This is a genomic window from Pollutimonas subterranea, from assembly GCF_002849655.1.
In the GTDB taxonomy this organism is placed as follows: Bacteria; Pseudomonadota; Gammaproteobacteria; order Burkholderiales; family Burkholderiaceae_B; genus Pollutimonas; species Pollutimonas subterranea.
Genome location: NZ_PDNW01000020.1, coordinates 61,707 through 76,160, shown reverse-complemented (window position 1 = coordinate 76,160; position 14,454 = coordinate 61,707). Strand labels below are relative to the sequence as shown.

The following is a 14,454-nucleotide window of genomic DNA, read 5'->3' as shown; positions in this document are numbered from 1 at the left end:
GTTGGCTCCTATCGGGTATATTCCACCGGCAGAAGCTGAAGAAAATTATTATCGGCAACTGACTGAAAAGGTCGCTGTCGAGGTCTGACTTAAACCAACCGGCCTCCACGAAAGCCGGGGCGCTTCACTCAAAGGCCTTGGTCACACGGTCAGCATCAATTTTCCCTACTACGGCGGCGAGCTAATTAAGCGTCACTCAAAGCCCGAGGAGGGCATTGACAGCATCTTCGTAGAAGTGAACAAAAAACTCTTCATCGATACATCGACGTTTCGTAAAACTGAGGGATTCGCGGCAGTCCAGAACTCGGCGACATCGATGATGCAGGCATTGGTCGATTATGCACGCTCCAAAAATTAACGCTGTTTCCTAGCCGATAAAACGTTACGCCAATTGCGTAGGGTGAACACGGTCTTAAGGAAATCACGGGTAGGAGTCCGTGCCCATTAAGGAAAAAGTAAGTTATTCAGTAATGCAACCCCAAGGACATCTTTACGCCAACGATTATTTGTCTGACACGACGTCCTTGTCCGTTTAGCCCTAAAGAGGAATAAAAATGCATAAAGTCCGATCCCTAGTCTTGTTGTTCGCGTGCCTGGTGGTGTCAGGTGCCGTTTTAGCCCAGTCGCCGAGCAGGACATTTAGGCTGGTTATCCCATTTAGCGCTGGTGGACAACTGGATGTTATGGGCAGGATTGTTGCGGTATCCCTGGGAGAGGCTTTGCAAGCCAATGTCGTCGTCGAAAACCTGCCGGGCGCAGGGGGCGTAATTGGCGCGCGAAGGGTGTTAAAGGAGCCTGCCGATGGCCTCACGATATTCGAAGGCACCCCTAGCCAGCTTGTGCTTGCCGGTATGGTAAATAAGGAAAATGCGATCAAGAGCACAGACTTTGTACCCATTCACATGATAGGTACGTCTCCTTACGTGATCTTCGCCCGAAGTGGCTTGCAGGCCAAAAACGCTGATGAGTTGGCTACCCTTGCCAAAGAATCCGCAAAGGATGGCGTTCCCCTAAGTTATGCAAGCGTGGGGGTAGGGACCCTCAATCACGTATTAGGCGAAGAGCTATCTCGCCGAATGGGGGCTCCTTTGTTGCATGTTCCTTATAAAGGGGGCGCGGATGTCGTGCGGGATCTTGCAGGAGGTCGCGTCGATCTTTTTATCAATATGTACACAGCGCAACACATGTCAATGGCCGAGAGCGGCAGATTCAACTTCATCACCGCGCTTTCGCCAGAGAGGCAAGACAGGTTGCCTAACGTGCCATCGAGCGATGAGAGCAGCTCGTTGAAGGGATTTTATGCGTCGCTGTGGACGGGGCTCTTCGTAAAAGCGGGGACGCCTGCCCCTATCCTCGCTGAACTTAACCAGGCGATGGCAAAGGTGCTTTCTGATCCAGTGGTACAGAAGACTCTCATGGAGCAGACCGCTACCCCAGCGGCCAAACCGGCGCCGTCTGTGGACGTCGTTTCCGCCGAATACGAGAAAGGCATCCAGGAATTTAGCGAACTCGGCAAGTCGGCGGGTCTTTAAACCGAAAGCGCACTAGACCGAGCAGTCAAAGAGGCGGCTTGGTCTAGGCAGTAACGCAGGGGCGGGATCTCTCAGTTGCCCAGCTGATGGTTCAGTCCGAGAAGGCAGCAAAAAAATAAGTATGGCTTAGGCGGCGTGCTTGATTAACGCACTAGCCAACGCTAAGCGAATGCCTGACCACTACGCGGTTCTCTGCTTTATTTGCCCTCTCTTCACTATCAACGCTAGAAGGGAATGGGACATTGCCACGCAGGTGACGTCGTCGACTCATTAGGTGGGTAGCCCAATCTCATAAGCCTCCGGGAACTTAGCCGCCAAATAAGTTGCGCTGTATCAATTGCAAATGCCCAAAGAGCAAATCCCTAGCCAGTCCGGCGTCCCGGTCAGTGAGCGCTTCGACAATCGCCCGATGTTGCAGCTCGTATTGTCGCCGGGTCTCTGGCGTCAAGGAAATGCGTTTTAATCGCCCCCACTCCCCTTGCTCGAGGACTTTATTCGTGAGCTCCAACAGCTGCACGAAAAAGGAATTATGGCTAGCAACGGCGAACGCTTTATGCAGCTCTTCGTCCCAGTGCTCGAAAGCCTCAATACTATTTGCCGCTTCAGCCTGTTCCAGGCAGACAAGCATATGCTTGAAATCGGCACCGGTCGAGTGCTGCACAATCAAGCCGGGCATTAAGGGTTCGATGAGTAGCCGAGCCACCATCAGCTCAGCGTGGCCACCGCCGGCCACGATTTAAGCAAGGCGAAGACAGTGGCGCCTACCTGCGCGGCCAAGATACGAACGGACGCTCGGAGGCCTTTTTCTGCATGGGACTGTGCGAGGTCTTTTCTTCGGCTGGGGCGGTTGGCCTCACAGGCGCTGCCGTGATTTACAAGCATGTGCGTTGCGGCGTATCCCATGAAGGGCGCTGACGGCGGCCAGCAAGGCGCTGCTTACCGCTATCGACTGCGTCGCCACCACCGCCAGCAGCCAGCCACCGTTAATGCCCCGGTCAAGCGCAGGTTTGTCGCGCTTGACCGTCAGCGCCATGAATATCGAATAGGTGAGGACGAACCAGAGCACCACGGCGAAGGCCCACAGAACCAGGCCGAAATGCGTATCGTGGATCAAAACCATGAATTGACAAGCCAGAATGGACGTGGCCGCGACGGTCGTGAAAAAACCGGGTGCACGAAGATGATCCTGCAAGTCACCAAAGAAGACACGCGGATATAGAACGGCACGCGCCACCGTCAGTGCCCATAACACGCCATACAGGCCTATGTTCAGCCAGAACAGCGCCTGGGCGACCGGGACGAACCCCAGTACGTAGGCACTCAAGGACACAATGCCGGTAGCCATGACCATGCCGAAGTTCGCCGGCGACATTCCAGCCAGCCCGGCTGGCATCTCAATACGGCCGGCTGCCGCGGCATCGGGCCTTGCGGTATCCCGGGTCGGAGCGGGGGAATTTATCGTTTTCATGCGTAATTCGACCTGTTCTGGGCAGTAAGCCGCATTCTACGCTCCGTACAAGGTAAAATATTTGGTTCACCCTAACTTGCGCCATCGCAAGCTCAACACATTCAGGAAAAGTTATGGAAGCCGAACGTCAAAACCAACTCGCCGCCCGCCTGCAAGACTACGCGGACCGCCAGCTGGCACTACGGGGGTATCTTTGACTACGATGCCAAGTCCGAACGCCTGCACGTTGTAAACGCCGAACTCGAAAGCGCCGAGGTCTGGAATGACCCCAAGCACGCACAAGAGCTGGGTCGCGAAAAGAAAAGCCTGGAAAACACCGTTCACACGCTGACCGAGATAGGCATTGGCCTGACCGACGCTCAGGAACTGTTCGACATGGCTGCCGAAGACGATGACGAGGCAACATTGCTTGCCATCGAAAACGATATCGAAACGCTCGGAACGCGGCTCGAAGATCTCGAATTCAGGCGCATGTTCTCCAATCCGGCCGACCCGCTGAATTGCTTCATGGACATCCAGGCCGGCGCCGGGGGCACCGAAGCGCAAGACTGGGCGTCCATATTGCTGCGCCAATACCTGCGCTATTGCGAACGCAAGGATTTCAAGGTCGAAGTACTTGAAGAGTCCGATGGCGAAGTTGCGGGCATCAAATCGGCCACTATCAAGATCCTCGGCGATTACGCCTTTGGCTACCTGCGCACCGAGACCGGTGTGCACCGCCTCGTGCGCAAAAGCCCATTCGATTCCGCCAATGGGCGCCACACCTCGTTTGCCAGCGTATTCGTCTACCCGGAGATCGATGATTCGGTCGAGATCGAGATAAATCCGGCCGACTTGCGGGTGGATACCTATCGCGCCAGTGGTGCAGGCGGCCAGCACATAAACAAAACCGATTCTGCGGTGCGCCTGACCCACATGCCCACCGGCATCGTGGTGCAATGCCAGAACGACCGCTCCCAGCATCGCAACCGCGCCGAAGCCATGCAGATGCTCAAGTCACGGTTATATGAATTGGAAATGCGCAACCGCATGGCCGAACAGCAGAAAATGGAAGATTCCAAGACCGATGTCGGCTGGGGCCATCAGATCCGCTCTTACGTGCTCGATCAAAGTCGCATCAAAGACCTGCGCACCAACGTAGAAATATCAAATACCCAGAAAGTGCTGGATGGCGATCTGGACCCGTTCATTCAAGCCAGTCTCAAGCAAGGGGTATAAATATGGAAGCATCGACTGTCGCCATCGTCACCGGCGCCTCACGCGGCCTGGGCCAGGCATTGGTCACCAGCCTGCTGAAATCCGGCACCCAGGTCATCAGCATTGCTCGCAATGAAAACGCTGAACTGGCCGAGCAGGCCTCTGCCTGTGGGGCCGTGCTGCAGCAAGTCCGGGCCGACCTGTCCGATCCATCGGCCGCACAGGCGTGTGCCGACCGTATTGCGGCCGACCTGCCGCGCCAGGCACAACGCTATCTGCTCATCAATAACGCTGGAACGGTCGAACCCATCAGCCAGGCTGGCGATCTTGCCGACGCCGGCGCGATTGCCCAGGCATTCAACCTGAACGTGACCAGCGTCATTGTGCTGATTGCTTCCTTTCTTCGTGCCACACCGGCCGCAGCAGACCGCCGTATACTCAATATATCCTCCGGCGCGGGCCGCAACCCCACGCCCGGCTGGGGCGTATATTGCGCGACGAAAGCTGCGCTGGATCACTACACCCAGGTGCTGAATGCCGAAGACCATGGTGTCCGGGTCGCATCCCTGGCACCGGGCGTCATCGACACCGGAATGCAAGCGAAAATACGAAGCAGCGACTCCAGCCAATTTCCCAGTGTGGAACGCTTCGCCCAGATGCATGAGCAAGGCCAGCTGCCCTCTCCCGAGGCCGTAGCCGAAAAAATACTGCGCTACATCGCCAACGACAGCTTCGGCACCACCGTGCTCGACGACATCCGAAATCACGCTTGAAACCATACACAATGAACGAACCTACGCCATCCCCACTTGCCATCGACGAGAACCACCTGATCGCGGAACGCCGCAGCAAACTGGCAAAATTACGCGCTTCCGGCGTGGCCTATCCCAATGACTTCCGTCCAGACAGCAGCGCCGCAGCGCTGCATTCAGACTACGACGCGCTCGATAAAGACGCGTTGGCGGAAGTCGCCAAGCACGTCACCGTAGCCGGTCGCATGATGCTCAAGCGGGTGATGGGCAAAGCCAGCTTTGCCACCCTGCAAGACAGCACCGGCCGCATCCAGATTTTCCTTGACAGGAACAACATCGGCGAAGACGTCTACGCACAGTTCAAGACCTGGGATATCGGCGACATCATTGGTATAGAAGGCACGGTATTCAAGACGAACAAGGGCGAACTGTCCGTACACGCCACGACTGTCCGGCTGCTTTCCAAGTCGCTACGTCCCCTGCCCGACAAGTTCCACGGCGTGGCAGACCAGGAATTGCGCTATCGCCAGCGCTATGTCGATCTCATCATGACCGAGGAAACGCGCCGTACCTTTGTCGCGCGCAGCAAGGCCATGGGCAGCATCCGCCAGTTCATGCTCGATGCCGGCTTCCTGGAAGTCGAAACGCCCATGCTGCACCCCATACCCGGAGGCGCGGCCGCCAAGCCGTTTGTCACGCATCACAATGCGCTCGACATGCAGATGTTCCTGCGCATCGCGCCCGAGCTCTACCTTAAGCGTCTGGTCGTGGGCGGCTTCGACCGCGTCTTCGAAGTAAACCGCAATTTCCGCAATGAAGGGGTCAGCCCCCGTCATAACCCGGAATTCACCATGATGGAGTTCTATGCGGCCTACACCGACTATCGGTGGCTTATGGACTTTACCGAGTCGCTGATACGCGAAGCAGCCATTGCGGCCACGGGCAGCGCCGTACTAACTTATCAGGAAAAAACGGTCGACCTCAGCCAGCCGTTTGACCGCCTGACTATCGTGCAGGCCATTCTAAAATATGCCCCGGCTTATACCGAGGCGCAATTGCGCGATGTAAGCTTCCTGCGTACCGAACTCAAACGCATGGGCGCCGACGTTGACGGCCCGGTACTTGCGCGTGCCGGCATCGGTGCGCTGCAACTGGCCTTGTTCGAAGAAACAGCCGAAGCCAAGCTCTGGAACCCCACCTATATCATTGACTATCCGATCGAGGTCTCGCCACTTGCACGGGCGTCCGACACACAGGACGGCGTCACCGAACGCTTCGAGCTCTTCATGACGGGCCGGGAAATTGCCAATGGCTTTTCGGAGCTGAATGATCCTGAAGATCAGGCTGCACGATTCCTGGCACAAGTGGAAGCCAAGGACGCAGGCGACGAAGAAGCCATGTTCTATGACGCCGACTACATCCGCGCCCTGGAATACGGCATGCCCCCTACGGGTGGTTGCGGAATCGGCATCGACCGGCTGGTCATGCTGCTGACCGACAGCGCCAGCATCCGGGATGTCATTCTATTCCCGCACCTGCGCAAGGAAGACTAGCCTCGGCATCCGCCGTAGTTGACGATGGTATCCGCCAACTACGGCCACCGCGCATCCTGCATGCGCGATTTTCAAGCAAGCCGTGTCATGGCGGAAGCCCACTTATGGGCAACTGCCGGCGAAGCAATGCAGCTGGCCTTGTCGGTGACAACGCGCACGGCTCGTTCCAGCAGCTGGATATCGGCCTCGTGCTGTCGTGCGACGTGCGGATCTTCGAAAAATATGACGCGCTGGCAACGGCGTTCAAGCACCAGCTCGGCAATTTGCGCATCACCGCCCAAGGGGCCGCTTAAATATGGCTGGACCCATGGCTTTCCCTTCGGCCAGCCACGAGACCATGCCAGCTCATTCAAACGCGAACCGGTTGTTCCGGTGCCTACCCGAGTCGCGAAACGGGACAGCAGGCCAAAATGCGCGCTGGCAAACTGCACCATTTGGTCTTTCAGGGCATCGTGGGCGATCATGGCCAGCGTCTGGCCGGAAAAATCAAACATGGCCTGCAAAGCAGGATCCGGGTCGAAACCCGCTGAAAGGCGTTCGACCTCGATCCATTCAATGGCCCCCATCAGGGTCGAGACAAACGGACGGCCATGCGTAATGCACTGGCGTTTCAATGCCAACGCTTCAGGAAAAATGGATGACGGATCAACGGGATCGATAAGATAGATGGCCCCGTCAAAAGGCGCCGCGCCGTCGCGGCCCTCGGTGACCCTTGCCACCAACTTCATGAGACCGCCTTCGCGGCCGTACGGATAGCGGATCAGGCCTGGATAAGCCTCGAGTAGATCGGAACGCTGTATGGCATCGTAAGTGCGCCCTACGGTGTGCAGTTCGATGCCCAGCTCGCGTATGCCAGCGGCCGAGCGTTCCAGCCATTCAAAAATTGCGGCGCCGTAAGTTTCGTGGTGCAGACGATTTGCGGCCAATCCGAAGCGTAAAGTAGTGGTAGGCATGCTCGAGATAGAAAATTGATAGGTTCAATCACTATACCCGAGCCTGGCCAACTGAATATGACGGTACCGCTTCAATAGCCCCTGCGTTTAACCAGCTCCATCAGACCGTGAACGACTCGCCGCAGCCGCAAGTGGCTTTTTCATTGGGGTTGGTAAACCTGAAGCCTTCGTTGAGACCCTCACGGCCATAGTCGAGCTGTGTGCCTTCGAGGAAAGGCAAGCTTTTCGGGTCGATAAATACCTTGACGCCGAATTGCTCGACGACTTGGTCGCCGGCAGCGGGTTCGTCGACGTACTCGAGCTTGTAGGCCATGCCCGAACATCCTGTCGTACGAACGCCCAGGCGCAAGCCCAGCCCCTTTCCACGTTTCTCGATATACCGGCTGATATGGTCAGCCGCCTGTTGTGTAAGCGTAATTCCCATGATTAGTCCTGGTGCTTTTCCTTGTAGTTCCGGACCGCCGCCTTGATGGCATCTTCGGCCAGAATGGAACAGTGAATCTTTACCGGCGGTAAAGCAAGTTCCCGTGCAATTTCCGTATTGCGGATTTCCATTGCCTGATCCAAGGTCTTTCCCTTGACCCACTCGGTGATGAGCGAGCTTGAAGCAATTGCTGAACCGCAACCATACGTTTTGAATCGTGCATCTTCAATGATACCCGATTCGTTGACCTTGATTTGAAGCTTCATGACCTCACCGTCGGTGGGCTTGCCGACCATGCCGGTGCCCACGCGGATATCGTCCTTGTCGAACGCACCAACATTGCGCGGGTTCTCGTAGTGATCGAGCACTTTATCGCTATAAGCCATTGTGACGCGTATCCTTTGCTTTAATTCTCGGCCCACTGCACCGCATCGATGTCTATGCCTTCCTGGGCCATTTCCCACAATGGCGATATATCGCGCAGCCTTCCCACATGGGTCGTAAGCAGATCGATGGCGAAATCGACGTCAGCGGACGTGGTATAGCGCCCCAGCGTAAACCGGATGGAACTGTGTGCGAGTTCGTCGCTGCGGCCCAGCGCGCGCAGTACGTACGACGGCTCAAGGCTGGCCGACGTACACGCGGAACCGCTGGAAACAGCGAGCTCTTTGAGAGCCATGATCAGCGACTCACCTTCGATGTAGTTGAAGCTGACATTCAAGTTATGCGCCACGCGTTTCGTGACGTCGCCATTCAGGTAGACCTCTTCCATCCTGGACAGCCCCTCCCAGAGCCGGTCGCGCAGCACACCGATGCGGTCGTTCTCGGCCTGCATTTCGAGCCGCGCCAAGCGGAATGCCTCGCCCATGCCGACGATTTGATGCGGTGCCAGGGTGCCAGAGCGGAAACCCCGCTCGTGGCCGCCGCCGTGCATTTGCGCTTCGAGGCGTATGCGCGGCTTGCGGCTTATATATAAGGCACCGACGCCCTTGGGCCCATAGGTCTTGTGCGCTGAAAACGACATCAGGTCTACCTTGAGCGTCTGGAGATCGATATCGATCTTGCCGGTGGCTTGTGCGGCATCGACATGGAAAACCACACCCTTCTCGCGGCATATTTCTGCCAGCGCCGCAATGTCTTGCACCACACCGATTTCATTATTGACGAACATCACCGAAGCCAGGATGGTGTCGGGCCGCAGTGCCGCCCTGAACAGTTCCGGATCCAGCAGGCCGTTATCGTCCACCGGAAGATAGGTAACTTCGTAACCCTGTCGCTCAAGTTCGCGGCATGTATCCAGGACCGCCTTGTGCTCGGTCTGGACCGTGACGATGTGCTTGCCCCGTGTTGAATAGAAGGCGGCCGCGCCTTTCAATGCAAGATTATTGGACTCGGTGGCACCGGACGTCCAGACGATTTCGCGCGGATCGGCGTTGACCAGCTCGGCCACCTGGGTGCGCGCAAGCTCGACGGCCTCTTCGGCATCCCACCCATAGCCGTGGCTACGCGATGCGGGATTACCAAAGTTCTCGTACAGCCACGGTATCATCTTCTCGACCACCCGCGGATCAACCGGCGTAGTGGCGGAATAGTCGAAATAGACGGGTCGCGATGACATGGAACGGAGCTCCTGGGGTTTAGGCGGGCGCAATGGACTTTATGGATATGCTTGCGGGGCGGTCGACGCGTACGGCTTTTTGCTCTTTGCTTGCTTCCTGCAGCAAACGCATACGCTGCTGATCGACCAGATCCTGCAATGACACCGAATCCAGATAATCTACCATTTTACGATTCAATGTGGACCAGAGTTCGTGCGTCATGCACTTGCCGCTATTACCGTTGCGGCCAATATTGCAATCTTCCTTGCCCCCGCAACTCGTGGCGTCCAGCGGCTCGTCCACGGCGAAAATGATGTCGGCGACTGTGATATTACGCGCAAGCCGTGCCAGCGAATACCCACCCCCCGGGCCGCGCATGCTGTCGACCAGTTCATGGCGACGCAGCTTTCCGAAGAGCTGTTCAAGATAGGATAGCGATATATTCTGGCGATCGCTGATGCCGGCCAGAGTAACGGGACCGCTTTGCTGACGTAATGCCAAGTCGATCATGGCGGTCACGGCGAAACGCCCTTTGGTCGTTAAACGCATGGTGAATTCCTTGCCCAAGCTAGTGAGGATGAAATCAGCCGGTAGGCCATACCCGACTAATTAACTCAAGTATAGCTAATTCCCGACCAATTTGCTAGGGTAATTGCACAAGCGAGCGAACGATCGCGCCATCGTGGGCACCACGCAAAAAAACCGTGCCATGGCACGGTTTTCAGTTGTGGATCGTGAAGGAAACTATGCCGCCTGATACTGGGTAGCGCGCTTGCGCACCATTTCAAGGACACCCTGACAGGCGTCTTCCAGGTAATCGAGCACTTTGCCGAACCCTTCGGGACCGCCATAGTAGGGATCGGGCACCGTAGCCTCTTCAAATTCATTGGCAAAGCGCATTAACAGCATGAGCTTGTGCTGATAGATTTTCGGGCATTGCTGCTGCATGGCCGAAAGATTTTCCCAGTCCATGGCAAGAATAAGGTCGAATTCCCGGAAGTCGTCGGCGGTGATCTGCCGCGCAACACAGTGGGATAATTCGTAGCCTCGTTTGCGCGCAGCAGCCTGCGCGCGAGCGTCGGGCGCCTCGCCAATATGAAAGCTGTGGGTGCCAGCCGAATCTACGCCCACGACCTCAGAGAGCCCCGCCTCGTCGATTAAACGGCGAAAGACACCCTCTGCGCTTGGCGAGCGACAGATATTACCCATGCAAACGAAAAGTACCTTAGTCATCATAGGCAAGAGTGTGAGGGAAAACCCGCAATAAGGCAAGAGTTTTTGCAAGGCCACATTTACGTCGACGTACTCATTGACAAAAATAAAAACATAACGCTACCAAGACCTTACCTACTTTTGCTGGTAGCTGAAGCCACTGCATAGGTCCTTGAAAAGACAAGATATGACAAGATGATAATGCAGTGCATCAACACCATTTATCGCTGCGCCACCCCGTCAAAACCCGGGGTAAACTCGTATACTGACAGAGGTATTGCGTGCTTCCCGCGGCTTAACGCCGCAATCAATATTGTTACGGCGATATGTATACCGATGCGGTGTTGGAAATTTCCAACACCGTTGGTCGCGGGTCGCGGCATGTATTTACGAAAATAAGGCTTTCTGTTTAAGCCGATTCAAGGTATCTCGCGCAGCGGCGGCCTGTTCGAACTCAAGATTCCTGGCGTGGTCCATCATCAGTTTTTCCAGACGGCGAATTTCCTTTGCCAGCGACTTGTCGTCATGCAGCACATCCGGCGAAATATCGTCGGCGGCCGACTTTTCGACAGGCGTTACCATCACACCGTCTATCATTTCCCGAACAGCCTTGCTGACACTACGCGCCGTAATACCATGCGTTTCGTTGAACTCAAGCTGCTTCAATCGACGCCTTTCCGTTTCACCCATGGCTCGGCGCATTGAATCGGTAATACGGTCAGCGTAGAGAATCGCCCTGCCGTTCAGGTTGCGGGCTGCCCGCCCCATCGTCTGTATAAGGCTGCGCTCGGAACGCAGGAAACCCTCTTTGTCGGCATCCAGGATGGCAACCAGCGACACCTCTGGAATATCCAGGCCTTCGCGCAGCAGGTTGATACCGACAAGCACATCGAACACGCCCAGGCGCAAGTCGCGGATGATCTCAACCCGCTCGACCGTATCGATATCGGAGTGCAGATAGCGAACCTTGATGCCGTGCTCAGCGAGGTAATCGGTCAGGTCTTCGGACATGCGCTTGGTCAGGGTGGTGACCAATACGCGCTCCTGGAGCTCTACCCGTTTCTTGATCTCGCCCAGCAGGTCATCGACCTGCGTCGTGGCGGGCCGCACTTCCACTTCAGGGTCGACCAGCCCCGTAGGCCGCACGACCTGTTCTACGACATTGTCCGAATGCTCCTTCTCGTACGCCGCTGGTGTGGCCGATACGAAGACGCATTGCCGCATGCGCTGCTCGAACTCTTCCAGTTTCAGCGGACGATTATCCACCGCCGAAGGCAAGCGGAATCCAAACTGGACCAGCGTGGACTTGCGTGAACGATCTCCCAGGTACATGCCACTGAGCTGCCCCAGGGTCACATGGCTTTCGTCGATAAACATCAAGGCATCGGCGGGCAGGTAGTCGATGAGCGTGGGAGGCGGCTCGCCGGGCGCGGCCCCCGACAGGTGTCGGGAGTAGTTTTCAATGCCTTTGCAGAAACCCAGTTCCTGAAGCATTTCCAGATCGAAGCGCGTGCGCTGCTCGAGCCGCTGGGCCTCGACCAGTTTACCGTCGGACACTAGGAAAGCCACGCGTTCCCGCAATTCCTGCTTGATGGTTTCAATGGCCCGCAAGACGGTGCCGCGCGGCGTTACATAGTGGGAACTTGGAAAAACGGTGAAGCGCGGCAACTTATGCTTGATCTTGCCGGTCAGGGGATCGAACATCTCAAGCGTTTCGATTTCGTCATCGAACAGGGTAATGCGCAAGGCCAGTTCGGCATGCTCGGCAGGAAAGACATCGATGATTTCACCGCGCGCTCTGAAGGCGCCCCGCACGAATTCGACGTCGTTGCGCTCGTATTGCATGGCAACCAGGCGGCCGAGCAATTCCTGGCGGGCTATGCGGTCGCCGGCGCGCAGCGTAAGCACCATTGCGTGATAGTCACCGGGGTTGCCTATCCCGTAGATGCACGAAACGGTACCCACGATAATGGTGTCGCGCCTTTCCAGCAAGCTCTTGGTCGCCGACAGGCGCATCTGCTCAATGTGCTCGTTGATGGATGAGTCTTTCTCGATGAACAGGTCGCGGGCCGCCACATAGGCTTCCGGCTGGTAGTAGTCGTAATAGGACACGAAATACTCGACCGCGTTGTTCGGAAAAAAATCACGCATTTCGGCATACAGTTGTGCCGCCAGGGTTTTGTTGGGTGCCAATACGATGGCCGGACGGCCTGTGCGCGCGATGACGTTGGCCATGGTGTAGGTCTTGCCTGAGCCCGTCACACCCAGCAAGGTCTGGAACATCAGCCCGTCGTTCATCCCCTCGACCAGCGCATCGATGGCGGCTGGTTGGTCGCCTGCCGGCGGATAAGGCCGGAAAAGCTGGAACGGGCTGTTGGGGTATTCGATGAAGCCAGGTGCCGGGAGGTTCATACTGGACATATTCCGGGTAAACCCCTTATTATCATACTAATCCCGCGGTTTTCCGTATCCATTCCTTACTCTCTCCCAATCAATCAAATGCACTCACTATTCGAATCCGTCGAACTCGCCCCGCGCGACCCCATCCTAGGCCTGAACGAACAATATAACGCAGATACGCGCGCGGGCAAGGTCAATCTCGGAGTGGGTGTGTATTACGACGACCAGGGCCGCCTGCCCTTGCTGCAAGCGGTACGCAAGGCGGAAATGGCGCGTATCGAAGCCGCCGCAGCCCGCGGTTACCTTCCTATCGAAGGCATACCCGGCTACAACAAGGCCGCCCAGACCTTGTTGTTCGGCCAAGGTTCTGAACTATTGGCATCGGGCCGGGTCCTCACGGCACAGTCACTGGGCGGTACCGGCGCGCTGAAGATTGGCGCCGACTTCCTCAAGCAGCTGCTGCCGGAATCAAAAGTGGTCATCAGCGATCCAAGCTGGGAGAACCACCGCGCACTTTTCGAGCGCGCGGGTTTTACGGTAGACACCTATCCCTACTACGACGCCGAAAGCCATGGCCTGAACTTCAGCGGCATGCTGCAAAGCCTGCAAGCACTGCCGCCGCAAACCATCGTTCTTTTCCATGCATGCTGCCACAATCCTACCGGGGTCGATCCCACTTTCGAGCAGTGGCAACAGATCGTCGAAGTCGTCAAAGCCAAAAACCTGGTGCCGTTTCTGGACATCGCCTACCAGGGCTTTGGCGATGGACTGGAAGAAGACGCTTCAGTTGTGCGCCTGTTCGCGCAGCACGATCTCACCATGCTGATCAGCTCCTCCTTCTCGAAGTCGTTCTCGCTGTACGGAGAACGCGTCGGCGCACTGACATTGGTGTCTTCCAGCAAGGAAGAATCCACCCGGGTGCTTAGCCAGCTCAAGCGCGTCATCCGCACGAACTATTCGAATCCCCCCACGCATGGCGGCACCGTCGTCTCCACCATCCTCAATACACCGGAACTGTACACATTATGGACGGAGGAGCTGGCCGGCATGCGCGACCGCATTCGCGCCATGCGAACACAACTGGTGCAGAAGCTCAAGGACCACGGCATCCAGCAAGACTTCGACTTCGTGTTGAAGCAACGCGGCATGTTCTCCTATTCAGGCCTCACCGCCGCACAGGTAGACCGCCTGCGTGACGAATACGGCGTGTACGCCGTCAGCAGCGGACGCATCTGCGTGGCAGCCTTGAATAGCGGCAATCTCGACCACGTGGCCGCCTCAATAGCCAAGGTCCTGGCATAACACGGCATTACCGCTTGATCTTTTCGTCGAAGTATTGCAAAATCCAGACTGTATAAAAACACA

The 14,454-nt window shown here is 56.6% G+C and carries 14 protein-coding genes; 5 read left to right on the top strand and 9 right to left on the bottom strand.

What is annotated here, in order from left to right:
- The first annotated feature begins 554 nt into the window (after nucleotides 1–554).
- A complete protein-coding gene (locus tag CR159_RS18330) occupies nucleotides 555–1,532 on the top strand; it encodes a tripartite tricarboxylate transporter substrate binding protein (protein ID WP_102075406.1) in 978 nt (325 codons plus the stop codon).
- Nucleotides 1,533–1,839: 307 nt separating this feature from the next.
- On the opposite strand, the gene CR159_RS18325 is transcribed toward CR159_RS18330, so the two are convergent.
- Both CR159_RS18325 and CR159_RS18320 read right to left on the bottom strand, forming a co-directional pair.
- The gene (locus tag CR159_RS18325) at nucleotides 1,840–2,265 is read right to left on the bottom strand and encodes a FadR/GntR family transcriptional regulator (protein ID WP_369406264.1); all 426 of its coding nucleotides are present in this window, start codon (nucleotides 2,263–2,265) and stop codon (nucleotides 1,840–1,842) included.
- A gap of 120 nt (nucleotides 2,266–2,385) precedes the next feature.
- Nucleotides 2,386–3,000, bottom strand: a complete 615-nt coding sequence (locus tag CR159_RS18320; protein WP_233208396.1) for a tellurite resistance/C4-dicarboxylate transporter family protein — start codon at nucleotides 2,998–3,000, stop codon at nucleotides 2,386–2,388.
- Between the two features lie 113 nt (nucleotides 3,001–3,113).
- Between CR159_RS18320 and prfB the strand changes: the two genes are divergently transcribed.
- The 3 genes from prfB (at nucleotide 3,114) to lysS (ending at nucleotide 6,502) form a co-directional block, all read left to right on the top strand.
- A protein-coding gene (gene prfB / locus CR159_RS18315; RefSeq protein ID WP_143705481.1) for a peptide chain release factor 2 occupies nucleotides 3,114–4,218 on the top strand; the annotation gives its coding sequence in 2 pieces (ribosomal slippage) (nucleotides 3,114–3,194 and nucleotides 3,196–4,218; 1,104 coding nt in all).
- 2 nt (nucleotides 4,219–4,220) lie between these two features.
- On the top strand, nucleotides 4,221–4,970 hold the full coding sequence (locus CR159_RS18310) for an SDR family oxidoreductase (protein ID WP_102075403.1): 750 nt from the start codon (nucleotides 4,221–4,223) through the stop codon (nucleotides 4,968–4,970).
- 11 nt (nucleotides 4,971–4,981) lie between these two features.
- Nucleotides 4,982–6,502 (top strand): lysine--tRNA ligase, encoded by a 1,521-nt coding sequence (lysS, locus tag CR159_RS18305; protein WP_102075402.1) that lies wholly within the window; start codon nucleotides 4,982–4,984, stop codon nucleotides 6,500–6,502.
- Nucleotides 6,503–6,573: 71 nt separating this feature from the next.
- On the opposite strand, the gene CR159_RS18300 is transcribed toward lysS, so the two are convergent.
- From CR159_RS18300 to uvrB, 7 genes are all read right to left on the bottom strand, one after another.
- Nucleotides 6,574–7,455, bottom strand: coding sequence for a methylglyoxal synthase (locus CR159_RS18300; RefSeq protein ID WP_102075401.1), 882 nt, complete (start codon nucleotides 7,453–7,455; stop codon nucleotides 6,574–6,576).
- Between the two features lie 100 nt (nucleotides 7,456–7,555).
- Nucleotides 7,556–7,879, bottom strand: coding sequence for an iron-sulfur cluster assembly protein IscA (gene iscA, locus CR159_RS18295; RefSeq protein WP_102075400.1), 324 nt, complete (start codon nucleotides 7,877–7,879; stop codon nucleotides 7,556–7,558).
- Nucleotides 7,880–7,881: 2 nt separating this feature from the next.
- Complete coding sequence (gene iscU, locus CR159_RS18290) at nucleotides 7,882–8,265, bottom strand: Fe-S cluster assembly scaffold IscU (protein ID WP_102075399.1); 384 nt, start codon at nucleotides 8,263–8,265, stop codon at nucleotides 7,882–7,884.
- A 20-nt stretch (nucleotides 8,266–8,285) separates the two neighbouring features.
- Nucleotides 8,286–9,497: an IscS subfamily cysteine desulfurase gene (locus CR159_RS18285; protein ID WP_102075398.1), complete on the bottom strand. Its 1,212-nt coding sequence runs from the start codon at nucleotides 9,495–9,497 to the stop codon at nucleotides 8,286–8,288.
- Between the two features lie 19 nt (nucleotides 9,498–9,516).
- Complete coding sequence (gene iscR, locus CR159_RS18280; protein ID WP_102075397.1) at nucleotides 9,517–10,026, bottom strand: Fe-S cluster assembly transcriptional regulator IscR; 510 nt, start codon at nucleotides 10,024–10,026, stop codon at nucleotides 9,517–9,519.
- Nucleotides 10,027–10,221: 195 nt separating this feature from the next.
- The gene (locus tag CR159_RS18275; protein WP_102075396.1) at nucleotides 10,222–10,713 is read right to left on the bottom strand and encodes a low molecular weight protein-tyrosine-phosphatase; all 492 of its coding nucleotides are present in this window, start codon (nucleotides 10,711–10,713) and stop codon (nucleotides 10,222–10,224) included.
- Nucleotides 10,714–11,076: 363 nt separating this feature from the next.
- Nucleotides 11,077–13,101: an excinuclease ABC subunit UvrB gene (gene uvrB, locus CR159_RS18270; RefSeq protein WP_102075395.1), complete on the bottom strand. Its 2,025-nt coding sequence runs from the start codon at nucleotides 13,099–13,101 to the stop codon at nucleotides 11,077–11,079.
- Between the two features lie 87 nt (nucleotides 13,102–13,188).
- Here uvrB and CR159_RS18265 point away from each other — a divergent pair, with 87 nt between their 5' ends.
- Nucleotides 13,189–14,391, top strand: coding sequence for an amino acid aminotransferase (locus CR159_RS18265; RefSeq protein ID WP_102075394.1), 1,203 nt, complete (start codon nucleotides 13,189–13,191; stop codon nucleotides 14,389–14,391).
- Nucleotides 14,392–14,454 lie beyond the last annotated feature (63 nt).

Coding starts and splice junctions, on each gene's coding strand:
- CR159_RS18330 (WP_102075406.1), top strand. CDS start 555: ATGCATAAAGTCCGATCCCTAGTCTTGTTGTTCGCGTGCCTGGTGGTG.
- CR159_RS18310 (WP_102075403.1), top strand. CDS start 4,221: ATGGAAGCATCGACTGTCGCCATCGTCACCGGCGCCTCACGCGGCCTG.
- CR159_RS18320 (WP_233208396.1), bottom strand. CDS start 3,000: ATGAAAACGATAAATTCCCCCGCTCCGACCCGGGATACCGCAAGGCCC.
- lysS (WP_102075402.1), top strand. CDS start 4,982: ATGAACGAACCTACGCCATCCCCACTTGCCATCGACGAGAACCACCTG.
- iscR (WP_102075397.1), bottom strand. CDS start 10,026: ATGCGTTTAACGACCAAAGGGCGTTTCGCCGTGACCGCCATGATCGAC.
- CR159_RS18285 (WP_102075398.1), bottom strand. CDS start 9,497: ATGTCATCGCGACCCGTCTATTTCGACTATTCCGCCACTACGCCGGTT.
- CR159_RS18275 (WP_102075396.1), bottom strand. CDS start 10,713: ATGATGACTAAGGTACTTTTCGTTTGCATGGGTAATATCTGTCGCTCG.
- uvrB (WP_102075395.1), bottom strand. CDS start 13,101: ATGAACCTCCCGGCACCTGGCTTCATCGAATACCCCAACAGCCCGTTC.
- CR159_RS18300 (WP_102075401.1), bottom strand. CDS start 7,455: ATGCCTACCACTACTTTACGCTTCGGATTGGCCGCAAATCGTCTGCAC.
- iscU (WP_102075399.1), bottom strand. CDS start 8,265: ATGGCTTATAGCGATAAAGTGCTCGATCACTACGAGAACCCGCGCAAT.
- iscA (WP_102075400.1), bottom strand. CDS start 7,879: ATGGGAATTACGCTTACACAACAGGCGGCTGACCATATCAGCCGGTAT.
- CR159_RS18265 (WP_102075394.1), top strand. CDS start 13,189: ATGCACTCACTATTCGAATCCGTCGAACTCGCCCCGCGCGACCCCATC.